The organism is Aquitalea sp. USM4, from assembly GCF_004328945.1.
GTDB lineage: Bacteria > Pseudomonadota > Gammaproteobacteria > Burkholderiales > Chromobacteriaceae > Aquitalea > Aquitalea pelogenes.
This window is the reverse complement of sequence record NZ_CP029539.1, coordinates 2,828,539-2,844,032: the sequence shown is the minus strand read 5'-3', so window position 1 is coordinate 2,844,032 and position 15,494 is coordinate 2,828,539. Positions and strand designations below refer to the sequence as shown.

The window sequence follows — 15,494 nt, the reverse complement described above, 5'->3', positions numbered from 1 at the left end:
TTCCAATCCTGATCATTTCCGGAGATTAATCATGAAAAGTGTCATCATTGTCGATGATCATCCGGCCATTTGCCTGGCTGTCCGTTCCGTTCTGGAAAAATCCGGCCGGTATGCGGTCATCGGGGAAACCGACAATGGCCAGTCTGTCATCGAATTGGTCAGAGAACATAAAGCCGATCTCATCATCATCGACTTGAACATTCCCCGCATCAGCGGACTGGAACTGATCAAGCGCATCAAGAATCAACATCCCGCCATCAAGTTGCTGGTCTTGTCGGCGCAGGATGAAATGGTCTATGCCTCAAGGTCCATGCAGGCCGGTGCAGACGGTTTTGTCAGCAAAAGCAAAGACCTCAACGCCATCCTGTCGGCATCGGATGCCATCATGGCCGGTTACAGTTTCTTTCCCCGTGACGTGGTGTCCGGCGCTAAGCTTAATGACGAAAACCAGATCGACAGTCGTATCGAAAAACTGTCTGACCGTGAACTTGCCGTCCTGCAACACCTTGCCCAGGGTTTGTCGAACAAGGATATTGCCGACCGGCTGTTCATCAGCAACAAGACGGTCAGCACATACAAGGTAAACATTTTCGAAAAACTGGGTATTTCGAACGTGGTGGACCTGACTGACTTTGCCCGCAACAACAAACTGGTTTAAGCCTGGAGGCGACTGATGCTCGCCTCTGTCTTAAGCTATCAGACTTTTCACTGCCCCTTGCACCCCTTTCTTTGATTCGACACGTTCGCAGACCGCTGGGGAACTGTACACGCTAGTCGGGTAGTGGCTCCCTGACCCAAGTGTCAGACCATGTCTGGTGCAGGGTATGGGTCGCCATGGCTGCATCCCCTCCGTCATACCGCCAATGGGCCATCAGCAAACAATCATGCACCCTGGCTGGTTTGTCATTTCTCGCCAAAACGATAATGAAACCAAGCCTCGTCTGACCCTTTGACCGGTTACCCAGCTTTTCGGCCACTAGTATGGTAGCGCTCAAATCCAAGCGGGAGATGGTAATGAGCGTAGTGGTCAGTGGGGCTGCCAACGGCATTGGGCAAGCAGTCGCGATGCGACTGGCGGCAGATGGTCAGCCACTGGTATTGGTGGATATCGACGCCAAAGGGCTGGCGCGCATGGCAGAGGCCTTGCCGCACAACCTTCCCCATCGACTGGTCATCGGTTCGGTTGCCGACCGAGCGACAGCCAATGCTGCGGCGGTAGCGGCGCAAGAACTGGGTGGCGCCCATGGCTTGTCCCATAACGCGGGTATCCAACGTTATGGCTCGGCGCTGGACACCTCGCAGCAATGCTGGGATGAAGTAATGGCGACCAATCTGGGCGCAGCCTTCCTGCTGGCCCAGGCCTTGTTGCCCCAGCTGATCGCCAGCCGTGGTGCCCTGGTGTTCATGGCATCGGTGCAAGGTCTGGCCTCGCAGCGCAATGTGGCTGCCTATACGGCATCCAAGCATGGGCTGATCGGCCTGAGTAAATCCATTGCCGTGGATTTTGCCAGCCAGGGCGTGCGCTCCAATGCCATCGCCCCTGGCTCCATCGACACCCCCATGCTGCGCGATGCCATCGCCAGCTCCCCGTCCCCTGCCTCTCTGCGTACAGAAATCGACAGCATGCACCCCCTGGGCCGCGCAGGCCATGCCAGCGAAGTTGCCGAGCTGGTGGCCTTTTTGCTGTCTGAGCGTGCCGCCTTCATTACCGGAGAAGTCATCCGCATTGATGGTGGTCTGCTTGCCCGTATTGGCGGCTCACCCTTACAGGACTGAAATATGGCCATTGTAGATATCAAGGCAACCACGGTTGCCGTTCCTCTGGAAGCTCCGCTCAGACATTCCGCCGGCGTGCACTGGCAGCGCTTTGTCCGCACCGTGGTGGAGGTGGTCGACGATAACGGTTTGTCCGGCTGGGGCGAACTGGGCGGTGGCGGCGAAAGTGCCGAAGCGGCCGTCAAGGCCTTGCTGCCCTACCTGAAGGGTCATGATCCGCTGCAGTTTGAACAACTGCGCTGGAAAATCATGAATCCCACGGCCAGCCTGTACAACAACCGTCTGCAACTGCATGCCGCCATCGAAATGGCCTGTATGGATCTGGCTGGAAAGCAACTTGGCATGCGTGCTTGTGATTTTCTTGGCGGTGCGCTACGCGAGCAGGTGGATTTTGCCGCTTACCTGTTCTACCGCTACGAACATGATGGCCATGGTGGTGAAACCATGCCCGAGGACATGGTTCGCCATGCGCTGGAGCTGAAGCAGCGCCATGGTTTCCGGGTTCACAAGCTCAAGGGCGGACACTTTGCCCCCGACCACGATATCGCCGTCATGGAAGCGCTGGCCGCCGCCCTGCCCGGCGATAGGCTGCGACTGGACCCGAACGCCACCTGGTCGGTGGAAGAAAGCCTGCGCGTCGGTCGCGCCATCGCGCATCTGCCGAATGATTATCTGGAAGACCCCACCTGGGGGCTGGAAGGCATGCGCCGCGTGCGCGAACGCCAGCCCATTCCCACCGCCACCAATATGGTGGTGGTCAATTTTGAACAGCTGGCGCAATGCATGCGCCACAGCCTGGTGGATGTCATCCTGCTGGATACCACCTTCTGGGGCGGACTGCGTCAGGCGTACAAGGCGGGCACCGTGCTGGAAACCTTCCAGCACTCCGCCGCCATTCACTCTTCCGGCGAACTGGGCATCCAGCTGGCTTCCATGCTGCATCTGGGCGCAGCCTTGCCCAATCTCAATTTCGCGGCCGATGCCCATTACCATCACCTGAGCGACGATATTCTGGTGGGCGGCAAATTCGGCTATCAGAACGGAGCCATTACCTTGCCGTCCGGGCCGGGGCTGGGGGTCGAGGTGTGCCCTGACAAGCTGGCACAGTATGCCGAGCACTACCGCAGCGTGGGTGGCTATGCCTATGACCGCGACCCCGGCCGACCCGGCTGGTATGGCATTTTGCCGGAGCGGCGCTGGGCCGACCCGCACCAAAAGCAGGTGGGGGTGCACCATGGCTGAAGTCTGCCTGCGCGACCTGGTCAAGGTATACGAACAGCAGGTGGTGGTGCGCGGCATCAATCTCGATATACCTGATGGAGCCTTCGTGGTGCTGGTCGGCCCTTCCGGTTGCGGCAAGTCCACCACCCTACGCATGATTGCCGGACTGGAAAGCATCAGCCATGGCCAGTTGCTGATTGACGGCAAACTGGCTAATGAGCTGCCGCCCCAGGAACGTAGCGTGGCCATGGTGTTCCAGTCCTATGCGCTTTATCCGCACATGACGGTGCAGGAAAACCTGGCCTTTTCGCTGAAGCTGGCGGGCATCTCTGCCGCCGAGCGGCAAGACCGGATTGATGCCGCGGTAAAAACACTGGAGCTGGCACCTTACCTGAACCGCAAGCCGGCCGAACTATCCGGTGGCCAGCGCCAGCGGGTGGCCATGGGACGGGCCATCGTGCGCGAGCCCAAGGTGTTTTTGTTTGATGAACCGCTGTCCAATCTGGATGCCAAGCTGCGCAACCAGATGCGGGTGGAAATCAAGCGTCTGCAACATCGGCTCAAGGTCACCACCGTTTATGTGACCCACGATCAGGTAGAAGCCATGACCCTGGCCGACATCATGGTGGTGATGAAAGACGGAGCCATCGTGCAGCAAGGCAGCCCGCTGGATGTATTCCGGAATCCGGCCAATCACTTTGTCGCCAGCTTCATCGGTACACCGCAAATGAACTTCTTCCACGGCACACTGCAGCAGGAGGGGGAACACTTCTACTTTGCCTCGCCGGCGCTGCGCATACCACTGAACCAGACACGCTTTGGCACGGCATTGACGCATGGACAGCGCGTCTGCGCCGGCTTGCGTCCGGAAGACATCCAGCCGCATTGGCCGGATGAAACACCACCAGAGGCAGAAACCTTTGCCGCCACCATCACGCTGTCGGAAATGCTGGGCAATGAAACCCTGCTGTTTGCCGAATCTGCCAGCGGTCCGCTGATTGCCCGCCAACTGCCCCCGCGTCCGGTTGCCGATGGCCAGACCCTGCGCTTTACCGTCCGTGCCGAAAACCTGCACCTGTTCGATGCCGATAGCGGCATATCGCTACGTGCTGATCAGCAGCCTCAGGAGACCAATACACCATGACACGCCCAGCCCTGCTCCGTTTTGCTCTGCTAGCTGGCTGCCTGTTCAGCACTGCTGTCTCGGCCAAAGAAGTACAACTGTTCAATGACAAGGGCTTCTGGAGTGGACCATTGCAGGCCGTGGCCAATGCCGCGCGCACCGATGGCATCAGCCTGAAAATTTCACCTTATGCCAGTGCGGAGCAATACAAGACCTTCATTCAGGCCTCGGTCGCCTCTGGCCGCACACCGGAGCTGTTTACCTGGTGGACCGGCGCATCGCTGAATACGCTGGCAGCCACCGGTCAGCTGGCACCACTGGACGCACTGTGGAAAGAGATGGAAGCCGATGGCCGCTTTCAGCCTGGCGTCAAGGAGCTGTTCAGCGTGGGTGGTCAGCCCTATGCCGTTCCTTTGCAGCTGTCGCGCTGGGTGGTGTTGTACGACAAGCGCGTATTTGCCCGTCTGGGCTTGAAACCGCCCAGCAACTGGGCCGAGCTGCAAACCGTTGCTGCTCGTATCAAAGCTGCCGGCCAAACGCCGTTTCTGGCCACCACCCAGGATGGCTGGCGCGGCTTCATCTGGTTTCAGGAACTGCTGCTGCGCACCGACCCCAAGGCCTATGTCGGCCTGAACAATGGCAGCGTGGCCTATGACAGCCCGGCGGTGCGCAAGGTATTCAGCATATGGGCCGACATGTATGCCAAAGGCTGGTTTTCCGACCCGCGTTCCAATGAAGAAATCAACGACTTTGTCCGGGGCAAGGGGGTGATGTATTTGTTCGGCGATTGGGCAGTCGGCCTGCTGGGCAAGGCGGGCTTCCCACTTCAGGAGCTGGGCGTATTCATCCTGCCCAATGCGCCTGGTGTGCAGCAGCCGGCAATTATTGTGGAAGGCGCACCGATTGTGGTTTCCCGCAAGGGAGCAGCCAATCCCGATGTAATGAAGACGCTGCGCTTCTGGGTTTCCAACCAGGGTGCGCAAACCTGGGGCAAGGCATCGGGCAACTATATCGGCAACAACAAGATTGCTGCCCCCAATGCCATTGTCAGCCAGGTGAATGCCCAACTGGCCCAAACGCGGCATGCCATGTTTCTGCGCTGGTGGGAAGGCGTGCCCACCGCATTGCAAGGCGAGATGGTGGCGGAATTCAACCGTTTCATGCTCAAACCGGACATGAACACCGCCCAGAACGTCATGCAGCGCATGCAAAGCCTGAATGCGGCTTATTGGAGCAAGCGCAAGAAGTCCTGATCCATCGCCTGGCCACAGGCCAGCCATCCGCACTTGAACGGAGACCGGCATGAACCCGCTCTTGCAGCACGATCAACAACTGCTGGCCCGCATCGGCCTGGCACAAATCAAGGCTCGCGAACGCGCCCGACAAGGGCGTCAGTTTCGCCTGGCACTGCGCTTCATGGCACCTGCCCTGCTGTTGGTGACAGCCCTGCTGTTACTGCCGGTGCTGTACAACATCTGGCTCAGCTTTACTCAATGGCAATTGTTTGAGGGCCGGGACGAGTTCGCCGGCTGGGAAAACTATCACCAGTTGTGGTCCAGCCCCTACTTTGACGATGCGCTGGGCAATACCGCGCTGTGGGTGTTGGCCTCGGTACTGTTTCCCCTCACGGCAGGATTGGGACTGGCGCTGCTGTTCCGCCAGATGCCTGGCCAGGAATGGTTCAAATCCATCATTTTTCTGCCGCGCATTCTGGCCCCGACGGCGGTGGGTGTGATGTGGTACTACGTGTACGCACCACAAGGCATGCTCAACCAGATGCTGGGACAGTTCAGCAGCATGCCGGTGGAAACCGGCTGGCTGTTTGAAGAACAGCTGGTCACGCCAGCCATCATCCTGACCTTTGTCTGGCAAAGCTGCGGGCTGGTGATGGTCTTGCTGTTGCTGGGGCTGGCTGCGCTACCGCGCGATCCGCAGGATGCTGCCCGCATGGATGGTGCCCGGCCCTGGCAGGTGTTCCGCCACATTACCCTGCCCTTGCTCGCCCCCACTTTGCTGATGGTGGTGATTCTGTCAGTACTGGCCGGCTTTACCGTGTTTGACCTGCTGTGGGTGATGGGAGCGAACTATCCGCAGCAGCGCACCCTGTCGCTGGCGGTGTTCATGTACTTCGAAGCCTTCCAGAAAAACAGCTGGGCCTTTGCTGCCGCCACCGCCGTGGTGATTGGTGGCGTGGTGCTGGCCGTCACCTGGCTCCAGACCTTATTGCAAGCCCGTGTAGACAGGGTGATCCGCTGATGCAAAACCTGACATCGCAACAAACCAGATGGCTGGCCATGCCGCCGCCGGCATCTCCGCCACGCTGGGGCAAGGCCCTGTGCGGATTAGCCATCGCCTTGCTGTGGCTGCTGCCCTTCAGCTATGTCTTGCTGGCCATCTTCAAATCCACCGCCGAGTATGCCGTCACCGCTCCGCTATCCCTGCCCGAGGGTGTGTCCCCCTTGCTGGAGAATATCCGCATGGCCTGGGAACAGGGCGATATGGCACAGGCCATGCTCAACTCCAGCTTGTATGCCGCGGTGGGTGCCTCGCTGGCGGTGCTGCTGGCCGCCATGGCTGCTTATCCGCTGGCACGCATGCAATTCCGGCATCGCAATCTGTGGTTCCTGCTGCTGTTTGCCGGCACGGTGTTTCCCTTCCAGATGTACCTGATTCCACTGTTCTTCGGCTTCCAGTGGGCTGAGCTGCTGGATACGCATCTGGGCATGTGCCTGCTGTATACCGCTATCTGCATTCCCTTCCCGGTACTGGTATTACGCAATTACATGCAGAACCTCAGCCTGGAAATCGACCAGGCGGCACGGCTGGATGGCGCGTCGGAATTCACGCTGTTCTGGCGCATCATCCTGCCCAATCTGCGCGGCCCGATGTCGGCGGTGTTCCTGCTGCAATTCACCTGGATCTGGAACGACATGCTGTTTTCCTCGGTGCTGGGTAATAGCCCGGACACCCGTTCCATCATGAATGCCTTGCTGGTATTCCAGGGCAGTTATGCGCAAAGCGGGCCCAATATCATGCTGACCGCCGCCGTGCTGGCCTCGCTGCCCACCTTATTGCTGTTTGTGCTGCTGCGCCGCCAGTTCATGCAAGGTCTGCGAGTGTAATGAGCAAGCCTGCAGCCTTGGCTACGCCCAAACCCTTTGTGCCGGATCCGCGCCAGCCGCTGGCGCGCCAGCTATACCAGTTGCTGCTGGAGCGGATTTGTCGCTTTGAACTGGAACCGGGCCGGCTGATTTCCGAAGCCTCGCTTTCCGCCACTCTGGGCGTCAGCCGTACCCCGGTGCGCGAGGCGATGGCCAGGCTGGCGGAACAGGGTCTGCTGGAAGTCATGCCGCAGCGGGGCAGCCGTGTACTAACGCTGCGCCGCAGTGATCTGGAAAAGTCGCAATTCATGCGCGAAGCACTGGAAACTGCCATGTTGCGCAAAGTCATGGCCATTGCGGATCGCCAGCTCCTGCTGATGCAGCTGGACAAGGAAATCACTCTGCAACGTACTTATCTGCAAGTGGGCGATCTGGAACGCTTTTATCAGTCGGACGAGGATTTTCACCGCCATATCGCCCTGTTTGCCGGCTGCGGACCGGTGATCGAGGAGATTGCCCGCGTCAAGGTGCATATGGACCGTTTCCGGCAACTGACAGTGGCCTCGGTGGAGGATCTGGCCATGGTGATTGCCCAGCACCAGGCCATACGCGACAGCATTGCCGGCAGCGATGGCATGGCAGCGGAAGCCTGCCTGCAGTTGCATCTGCGGCGGATATTCTCTTTTCTGGAGCAGGCGCAAGCCCTGTTTCCGCACTATTTTTCCGAATCACAATCATGAAAATAGCCATCTGGGGCAGGCAACGCGACCAGGTGGGCGAAAGCCCGTTCTGGGATGCGGTACACGGCTGTTTGTGGTCGGTGGACATGACGGCACAGGCCATCCGCCGCCGCTGGCCGGATGGCCGCACCGACAGCTTTTCCACTGCCGAACTGCCTGCCGCACTGGCGCTGAACCAGCAGGGCGACATGGCGGTGGTGGCCTTCGCCAGCGGCACCGCGCTGTGGACACCCACGCAAGGGCTGTTGCACTGGCTCACCCGGCCGGAAACCGACCCGCTGCTGCGGCTGAATGAAGGCAAGTGTGATCCGGCCGGACGCTTCTGGGTGGCCAGCATGGAAAACAATCTGGACGACAATGGCCAGCCACGCGCCACCTCCCGCTTTGCCGGTCGCCTGTGGCGTACCAGCGGGGAGCAAGCCATCGCCTTGAGCGCAGCCGAATTCGGCTGCCCCAATACCATGGCCTGGTCGCCCGACCAGCGCTGCTTTTATGCTGGCGACAGCCAGCGCAATGCCATCTGGGTGTGGGACTACGACGCGGCATCCGGCGACATCAGCCAGCGTCGGGTGTTGCAACAAGGCGGGCCGGGCATTCCCGATGGTTCGGCCATGGATGAGGATGGCTGTCTGTGGACGGCCCGCTTTGGCGGTGGCTGCATCGTGCGTACCACGCCAATAGGTAAAACCGACCGCATCATCCCGCTGCCGGTCCGCAACCCGACCAGCTGTACCTTTGGAAATGCACAGGGCGGCAAACAACTGGATACCCTGCTGATTACTTCCGCCCGCTTTGGCCTGAGCCAGCCCGGCCCACAGGATGGTGCGGTACTGGCCATTCGCACTGGCCACCGGGGCCTGCCGGAAAACCGCTATCGAGACGATGGCTGAGGCTCCAGCCTGCAGGCAGGTCAGCTTGCAGACCGCCCCACCCGCAAGCACTACACCTTATCCGCAAGCCCCTACATGGCCGCAAGCGGTGCAGAATTCACAACCATCCTTCTTGATCAGCGCATGATTGCCGCATTCCGGGCAGGGCTTGCCGGACAAGGGTTTGAGTGCCGGCTGGGCAGCGGTTTCCGGGCTGAACAGATCGCTCTGCTCCGGTACCATCACCCCCATTTCCTCCAGCGGCACCCCATCCTGGGTCAGCACACCCAGCATGGCGTAGCGATGAATCATCAGCTGCGCCATATAGGCCACGGTGGACGGCCAGCTTTGCGATTTTTCCTGACCCGGAATGCGGGCAAAGAAGTCGCCTTGCGGCTCGGCATAGCTCAACAGCTTGCGCAGCTTCATGCCGATCCAGGCCGGGTCTATCACCCGCATGTCCAGCGACAGCATCTTGCACAGGCCATCCAGTTCGCGCGGGTAATTACCGGCCAGCCACACCGAGTACGGGCGGCGCTGGCCATTGGGCAATACCAGTTCTTTCAGGAAGAGCACGAAATCGTCACCGGTTTGCGGGTTGGCCACATCCACCGACCAGCTCATGGTGCCATCGGTGCCGGATTTCGGTTCCTTGCGGGCAAACAGCGCATCCATCACCGGGGTGGGTTCGTGCTGGTCAGCAGTCAGTGCGCCCAGCTGTTCCACGCGATGACGTACCACCTGCCCCAACGCGGCGGCAGCGGAAGTGGCATAGACGGTGCGCTCGCCCAGCTCGAACACATAGCGCTTGTCGCCATTGGTATGCGACAAGGCTTCCAGCTTGGCCGACAGCCAGGCGTGGTCGCGGCAGCGCATGTCCATCGACAGCGTCTTGGCAATCGCGCCCAGGCCACGCTGTTCTTCGGTGGCATTCACCCAGCACTCAAACGGCGTGATGCGGCCATTTTCCACATGCCCCACCACCACGGCAAAGTCACCGGCCGGGCCTTCCACCATATAGGTCCAGGACGGGTTGCCCTCTTTCAGCTTGGGCCGGTTTGGCCATTTCAGACTGGCCAGCGCCGGACTGGGCGCAGTGTTCAGGGTGATGCGGCGGTCCGGGTCGCCATCCTGGCTGGCGGACAGGTCCTGCGGGGCTTCCTTGGCGCTTTCCTTGGCCGGTTCCACCGACAGTACCGAACCGAGCACGCTGTTGGGACGGTAAGTGGTAATGCCCTTCAGGCCATTGCGCCAGGCTTCCAGATACAGGCTTTCGAAATCGGCAAACGGATAATCCGCCGGCACGTTCACCGTCTTGGAGATGGCAGTGTCGATAAACGGGGCCACGGCAGCCACCATGCGCATATGGTCCAGCGCACTCATTTCCAGTGCCGAGACAAAGTAGTCCGGCAGCGCCTGGGTGTCGCCACCCTGCATGCGGTAGACGCGATAGGCATGGTCTTCCACCAGGTATTCCTGGGTCGAGCCATCGGCCATGCGCTTTTTGCGGGTGTAGAACCAGGAGAACGGCGGCTCGATGCCATTGCTGGCGTTATCGGCAAACGCCAGCGAAATGGTGCCGGTAGGAGCTATCGACAGCAGGTGCGAGTTGCGGATGCCGTGCTTGCGGATACGGGCCTTGATGCTGTCCGGCAGGCGGCTGGCGCAATGCGGTTCGGCCAGATATTTGTCGGCATCAAACAGCGGGAAAGCACCCTTCTCGATAGCCAGGTCCACCGAGGCATCATAGGCTGCATCGCGCATGGATTCGGAAATGCGCGCGGCAAAACGTCGGCCCTCTTCGCTGTCGTAACGAATCTTCAGCATGATCAGCGCATCGCCCAGGCCGGTGAAACCCAGACCGACGCGGCGTTTGGACTGCGCTTCGCGCTCCTGCTCTTTCAACGGCCATACGGTCAGGTCCAGCACATTGTCCAGCATGCGGATGGACATGCGCACCACGTTCTCGAAAGCCTTGAAATCAAAGCTGGGCTTGGCTCCAAACGGTTGACGCACGTATTTGGTGAGATTGACCGAACCCAGGTCGCAGCAGCCGTAATCCGGCAGCGGTTGTTCGCCGCAGGGGTTGGTGGATTCAATCACCTCGCAATAGGACAGGTTGTTGTCCTGGTTGATCTTGGACATGAACAGCACGCCCGGCTCGGCGTGGTCATAGGTGGATTCCATGATCTGCTGCCACAGCGCACGGGCAGACACCTTGCGGTACACCCACAGGCCGTCGGCACGCTGGTAGTGGCCGGGGAAGGCGTCGGTGGCCGGTTCCACGCTGTGCGTCAGTTCCCACTCGGCGTCGGCTTCCACCGCGCGCATGAAATCGTCGGATACACCAACCGAAATATTGAAGTTGCGCAGGTCGCCCTTGTCCTTGGCGTGGATGAAGTCTTCCACGTCCGGATGGCTGACATCGAGCACACCCATTTGCGCACCGCGACGGGCCCCGGCGGATTCCACCGTCTCGCAGCTGCGGTCGAACACCCGCATGTACGATACCGGCCCGGAAGCGCGGCTATTGGTGCCTTTTACCCGTGCCCCCTTGGGCCGGATGCGCGAGAAGTTGTAGCCCACACCACCGCCACGGCGCATGGTTTCGGCGGCCTGCAGCAAGGCTTCGTAAATACCGGCCTTGCCATTGGAAGGTTCGGAGACCGAATCGCCCACCGGCTGCACAAAGCAGTTGATCAGCGTGGCGCGCAGCTCGGTACCGGCGGCCGAATTGATGCGGCCACCGGGAATGAAGCCATTGTCCAGTGCCTGGAAAAACAGCGGCTCGAAGCGGGCCGGGTCCTGCTCCAGCGCCGCCAGGGCACGGGCTACCCGCAGTCTGACCTCGCTGACGCTCTGTTCATCACCCTTGGCATACTTTTCCAGCAATACCTCGCGCGAGATATCCTGCTCCAGCATGACGGCACTGTTTTCACGCTTCATTCCGGCCCCTCGATTTCCTGAAATTTTTGAGAATTTTCCTGACTTCTGCAGCCTTGCCACTTTGGCAATCCATGACTTTACGCCTGTTCGCCAAGCAATGCACACCCGCTTGCCGATAGCGCGCCGATGGTGGGTGCCGCGAGAAACTCACAACATCTGGCAAAAGAAAACGGCGTACTACACCATATGTAGTTACGCCGTTTATTGATGGACATCAAGCCGTTTTATGCGCTACTTGCTGGACAACTTGATCCCCAGCGGCACACCGTCCCGTTCGGCGCGGGTTTTGGCCGGGTCGCCAAGCGTGATGCGATCGGCCAGAGTGTTGTCATTGCGCATCATTACCTTGCGGGCATTTTCCGCCCGCTGACGTGCCAGTGCCTGCAAGGCAGCGGCATCCACTTTTTGCGCAGCCATCAGTTCGCCACGCAACAGTTTGGCCAACGCAGCTCCGGATGGCCCACCCGGATTCAGGGTACGCGACATCAGCTTCAGGCGGCCCAGCTCGCGGGCGTAGACCGTCTTGATGGCGTCCAGCATGGCCGGGTCGGCCATGTCCGGCACCGGCAGCGGTTCGCCCGGCAACAGACTGCGTCCGGCGGCTTGCAGGATGGCACTGTCCACGCGTGCCCGCGCCAGCTCCTTGCTGTCCAGCTCGGGATCGTAGCTGCCGGCAAGCTGCAACTGCATCTTGGGACGCTTGCTCATCAAGCCTGCTACTTTCTCCAGTTTTTCCCGCTCCGGCGGGGCGACATTGGCTTCGCCCGGAATGAAGAACACATTGTCAAAGCCATCGCCCCCCAGCAGTGCACCCAGCGCGCGGAACGGGGCGGTGACCACCTTGGTCACCACGTTCACCAGCGCCTTCCACACGATCTGGCCATAGCTGAATTGCGGGTCATCCAGGCTGCCGGATACCGGCAGGTCCAGATCGATCTTGCCGTCGCTATCCTCCAGCAAGGCCACGGCCAGCCGCAGCGGCAGGTGCGTGCCCTTGTAGTCCGGCACCTCATCGCCCAGCTGGATGGTGTTGATCACCACCCGGTTCTGACCCTTCATCTGGCGGTGGTCCAGCAGATAGTGCAGGTCTACCGTCAAGCGGCCGTCATTGATGCGCCAGCCGGCAAAGGTGGTGGCATAGGGGTTGAGGTTGTTGAGCGGAATATTGCGGAAAGACAGCGTGACATCGGTATTGTCGGTTACCGCCATCGGGGCCAGCGCGCCACGCACGCGCACATCACCGTACTGATCGACATCACCATCCAGGGTAATGGTGCCAGTACGGCCCGGACGGGTGGACAGGCCCTGAATCGAACCGCGCAGATGGTGCATCTGGGTGGCAAAGTTCGGGTTCATGCTCTGGTCGGCAAACTGCACCTTGCTGCGGTTCAGGTGGATGCTGCGAATATCCACTGGCGGAATCGCAACAGCCTTCGCTGGCGTGACTGGCGTGGCCGATGGCGGATTAGCGGCAGACTTGGCGGCAAAAATGCGCTGCCAGTTGAGCTGGCGCTTGGCATCCAGAATCAGCCGGGCCGACAAGGCTTCCAGCTGGATGTCCTGCACCGCCACACTCAGCGGAAGGCTGGCATTGCCTTGCGCCTTGATGCCATTGACCTTGAGATTGTTCCAGCCCAGCAGCGGCAGTTTCTCGCCTGCTTCCATGATGGCCAGCTTGCTGATGCCGGCGGTACCGGCCACTTTCCAGCCCTGACTGGCAGACTCGACATTCAGCTCGGCATTAAGCTGACCACCGCTCATGCGCAAGGGTGTACCGGTCAGACCATAGGGTGCAAACGGAGCCAGCGGCAGCGACTGGGCATTCACCCGGCCCTTGATGGCGATGGTGGCCGGGTCCAGCTGCAATGCGGCAGTAAACTGGCCGGATTCCAGCTTGCCACCCACGTCCAGCGCCAATTGCTGCGCATCTTTTGCCTCCAGCCTGGCGGTGACATCGCGCAGCGTGGCACTGACCGGCCGCGCCAGGGTCTGGTCGGTCCAGCTGATCTGGCCGTCATTCAGATTCAGCAAGGGATAGTGCAGCTGCCAGCCGGGCTGTTTTTGGTCCGCATCGGCCTTGCCTGCGGTCTTGACTTCCCTGGCTGCCTTGCCCCCCTTGCCCGGCGCAAACAGCTTCGCCAGGTTCAACTGCCCCTGCTTGTTACGCTCCACCGCCACACGCAGTCCCTGAACATCCACGCTGCCCGGTTCAATCAACTGCCCCTGCTGCACAATGCGCGAAGGCTGCAACACCAGCCTGGCCAGGGCAATCTGGGCGGGCTGTGCGGCATTCCCCAGTGTGATGTCGGCCAGTTCACCCGCCAGCTTGTCCACCGCAAAACCGCGTTTAGGGTCGAGTTCAAAGCGGGCGTGCAATAGCGGCAGGCGGCCCGCCACTTGCAGCGGGGTGGCAAAACCGGCATCGCCAAAGCGGTATTGCCAGTTGGCCAGCTTGATGTCTTCCACCTTCACCTGCCACGGCGAAGGGGCTGCTTTGCTGCTTGCGGTGGATGTGGAACCCGCAGCCGGGCTGGCCGGCAGGGCTGCCAGCCAGTCCAGGCTGCCATCCGCCATGCGTTGTGCCTCCAGGCTGCCACCCTCCAGCGCGATCTGTTGCAGGCTCAACTGGCTATGCTGCAGGTCAAAACGCCCCCCTTTGAGCTGCAATAAAGGCAGGACAAAGCGATGCTGCGTACCCGGAGCCTGCATCTGCAAGCCCTTGAGTTCGGCGCTGAAGGGGCTGATCTGCAACTGTGGCGTCTTGCCTTTCAGGTCGAACTGATAGCTGGCCTGTACCGATAGCGTGCCTTGCGGCCGAGCAATATTGAAATGCGGTTTGACGTATTCCCAGATGCTGGCCAGGGTAAAACCGCGAATGCTGGCCTCGCCACTGGATTGCAAGGGCTGCAATTGCAGGCTGCCGTTCCAGTCCAGCTGGGTGCCGTCGCCCAGCGCGGCATGCAGGCGATAGCCACCGGCTTCGGGTAAGGTGGAAAGATCGGTCAGCGCCAGATTCAGCGGTGACACCTTGAAGCTGTCGCTACCGGCCAGCTGGTCCTGGAACATGAGCTGGCCATTGCGGATGTTCAGCGCTTGCAGCAGGAATTTGGTCGGTGAGCCATCGTCTTTTTTGGGCTGGGCCGGGCCACTGGCATCACTGATGAAGCGCGCCCAGTTCCACTGGCCCTGGGTATCACGCTGCACCCATACCTGCGGGGCATCGACGCTGAATTCCGACAACTGCCAGCGCCCCAGCAGCAAGGCAGTCGGGTCCAGATTCACATACACCCGGTCTGCGGCAAACAAGGGGCTGCCCTTGCCCTCGGCCAACTTGAGCTGGCGGATTTCCACTGCCATGCGCCAGGGATTGATCGAAACCTCTCCCAGGCTCAGTTTGCGGCCGATTCCTGCCGCCCATTTGGCCGCCTGACTCTGGACGATGCCCGGCGCAATACCCGCCAGAAACCCCCACAGCAACAGCAGCACGGCGACAATGCCGGCCAGCCAGCGCCGCCAGCGTCGGGGCGGGCGAGAAGGAGTGGATTTTCCAGTACTCTGATCAGTTGCGCTCATGACATTCTTCTTTTTGACAGCAACTTTCATTTTAACTGTTTTATCAAACAGTGTTAGTTACATGTTGTTAGCAAGCATGTACCGCAGCGAGCCCGGCATCTTCCTCACACTGTCACCTTGCCGTGCTATGCTGCGCCTGCTTTTT

Annotated in this window: 11 protein-coding genes; 9 read left to right on the top strand and 2 right to left on the bottom strand. The window is 60.3% G+C overall.

Annotated features, from left to right (window positions below):
* Window positions 1-31: 31 nt before the first annotated feature.
* The 9 genes from DKK66_RS13145 (at window position 32) to DKK66_RS13105 (ending at window position 8,851) form a co-directional block, all read left to right on the top strand.
* Window positions 32-658, top strand: a complete 627-nt coding sequence (locus tag DKK66_RS13145; protein WP_045846221.1) for a response regulator transcription factor — start codon at window positions 32-34, stop codon at window positions 656-658.
* Window positions 659-1,014: 356 nt separating this feature from the next.
* Window positions 1,015-1,776: an SDR family NAD(P)-dependent oxidoreductase gene (locus DKK66_RS13140; protein ID WP_207389777.1), complete on the top strand. Its 762-nt coding sequence runs from the start codon at window positions 1,015-1,017 to the stop codon at window positions 1,774-1,776.
* A 3-nt stretch (window positions 1,777-1,779) separates the two neighbouring features.
* Window positions 1,780-3,018 carry an enolase C-terminal domain-like protein gene (locus DKK66_RS13135; RefSeq protein WP_131358795.1) on the top strand — a complete coding sequence of 413 codons (1,239 nt, stop codon included), beginning with the start codon at window positions 1,780-1,782 and terminating at the stop codon, window positions 3,016-3,018.
* Entirely contained in the window at window positions 3,011-4,141 is a 1,131-nt protein-coding gene (locus DKK66_RS13130) for an ABC transporter ATP-binding protein (protein ID WP_131358792.1), read from the top strand. Before DKK66_RS13135 ends, DKK66_RS13130 begins: the two co-directional genes overlap by 8 nt.
* Window positions 4,138-5,373 (top strand): ABC transporter substrate-binding protein, encoded by a 1,236-nt coding sequence (locus DKK66_RS13125; protein WP_131358789.1) that lies wholly within the window; start codon window positions 4,138-4,140, stop codon window positions 5,371-5,373. The genes DKK66_RS13130 and DKK66_RS13125 overlap by 4 nt, the downstream gene beginning before the upstream one ends.
* Window positions 5,374-5,422: 49 nt before the next feature.
* Complete coding sequence (locus tag DKK66_RS13120) at window positions 5,423-6,376, top strand: carbohydrate ABC transporter permease (protein WP_131358786.1); 954 nt, start codon at window positions 5,423-5,425, stop codon at window positions 6,374-6,376.
* Window positions 6,376-7,242 carry a carbohydrate ABC transporter permease gene (locus DKK66_RS13115; RefSeq protein WP_131358783.1) on the top strand — a complete coding sequence of 289 codons (867 nt, stop codon included), beginning with the start codon at window positions 6,376-6,378 and terminating at the stop codon, window positions 7,240-7,242. Before DKK66_RS13120 ends, DKK66_RS13115 begins: the two co-directional genes overlap by 1 nt.
* Window positions 7,242-7,961, top strand: coding sequence for a GntR family transcriptional regulator (locus DKK66_RS13110; protein ID WP_131358780.1), 720 nt, complete (start codon window positions 7,242-7,244; stop codon window positions 7,959-7,961). The genes DKK66_RS13115 and DKK66_RS13110 overlap by 1 nt, the downstream gene beginning before the upstream one ends.
* On the top strand, window positions 7,958-8,851 hold the full coding sequence (locus tag DKK66_RS13105) for an SMP-30/gluconolactonase/LRE family protein (protein WP_131358777.1): 894 nt from the start codon (window positions 7,958-7,960) through the stop codon (window positions 8,849-8,851). The genes DKK66_RS13110 and DKK66_RS13105 overlap by 4 nt, the downstream gene beginning before the upstream one ends.
* Before the next feature lie 57 nt (window positions 8,852-8,908).
* On the opposite strand, the gene DKK66_RS13100 is transcribed toward DKK66_RS13105, so the two are convergent.
* Together DKK66_RS13100 and DKK66_RS13095 are read right to left on the bottom strand one after the other, a co-directional pair.
* Window positions 8,909-11,776 (bottom strand): adenosylcobalamin-dependent ribonucleoside-diphosphate reductase, encoded by a 2,868-nt coding sequence (locus DKK66_RS13100; RefSeq protein ID WP_131358774.1) that lies wholly within the window; start codon window positions 11,774-11,776, stop codon window positions 8,909-8,911.
* Between the two features lie 231 nt (window positions 11,777-12,007).
* Window positions 12,008-15,349 carry a DUF748 domain-containing protein gene (locus DKK66_RS13095; RefSeq protein WP_131358772.1) on the bottom strand — a complete coding sequence of 1,114 codons (3,342 nt, stop codon included), beginning with the start codon at window positions 15,347-15,349 and terminating at the stop codon, window positions 12,008-12,010.
* Window positions 15,350-15,494: the final 145 nt, after the last annotated feature.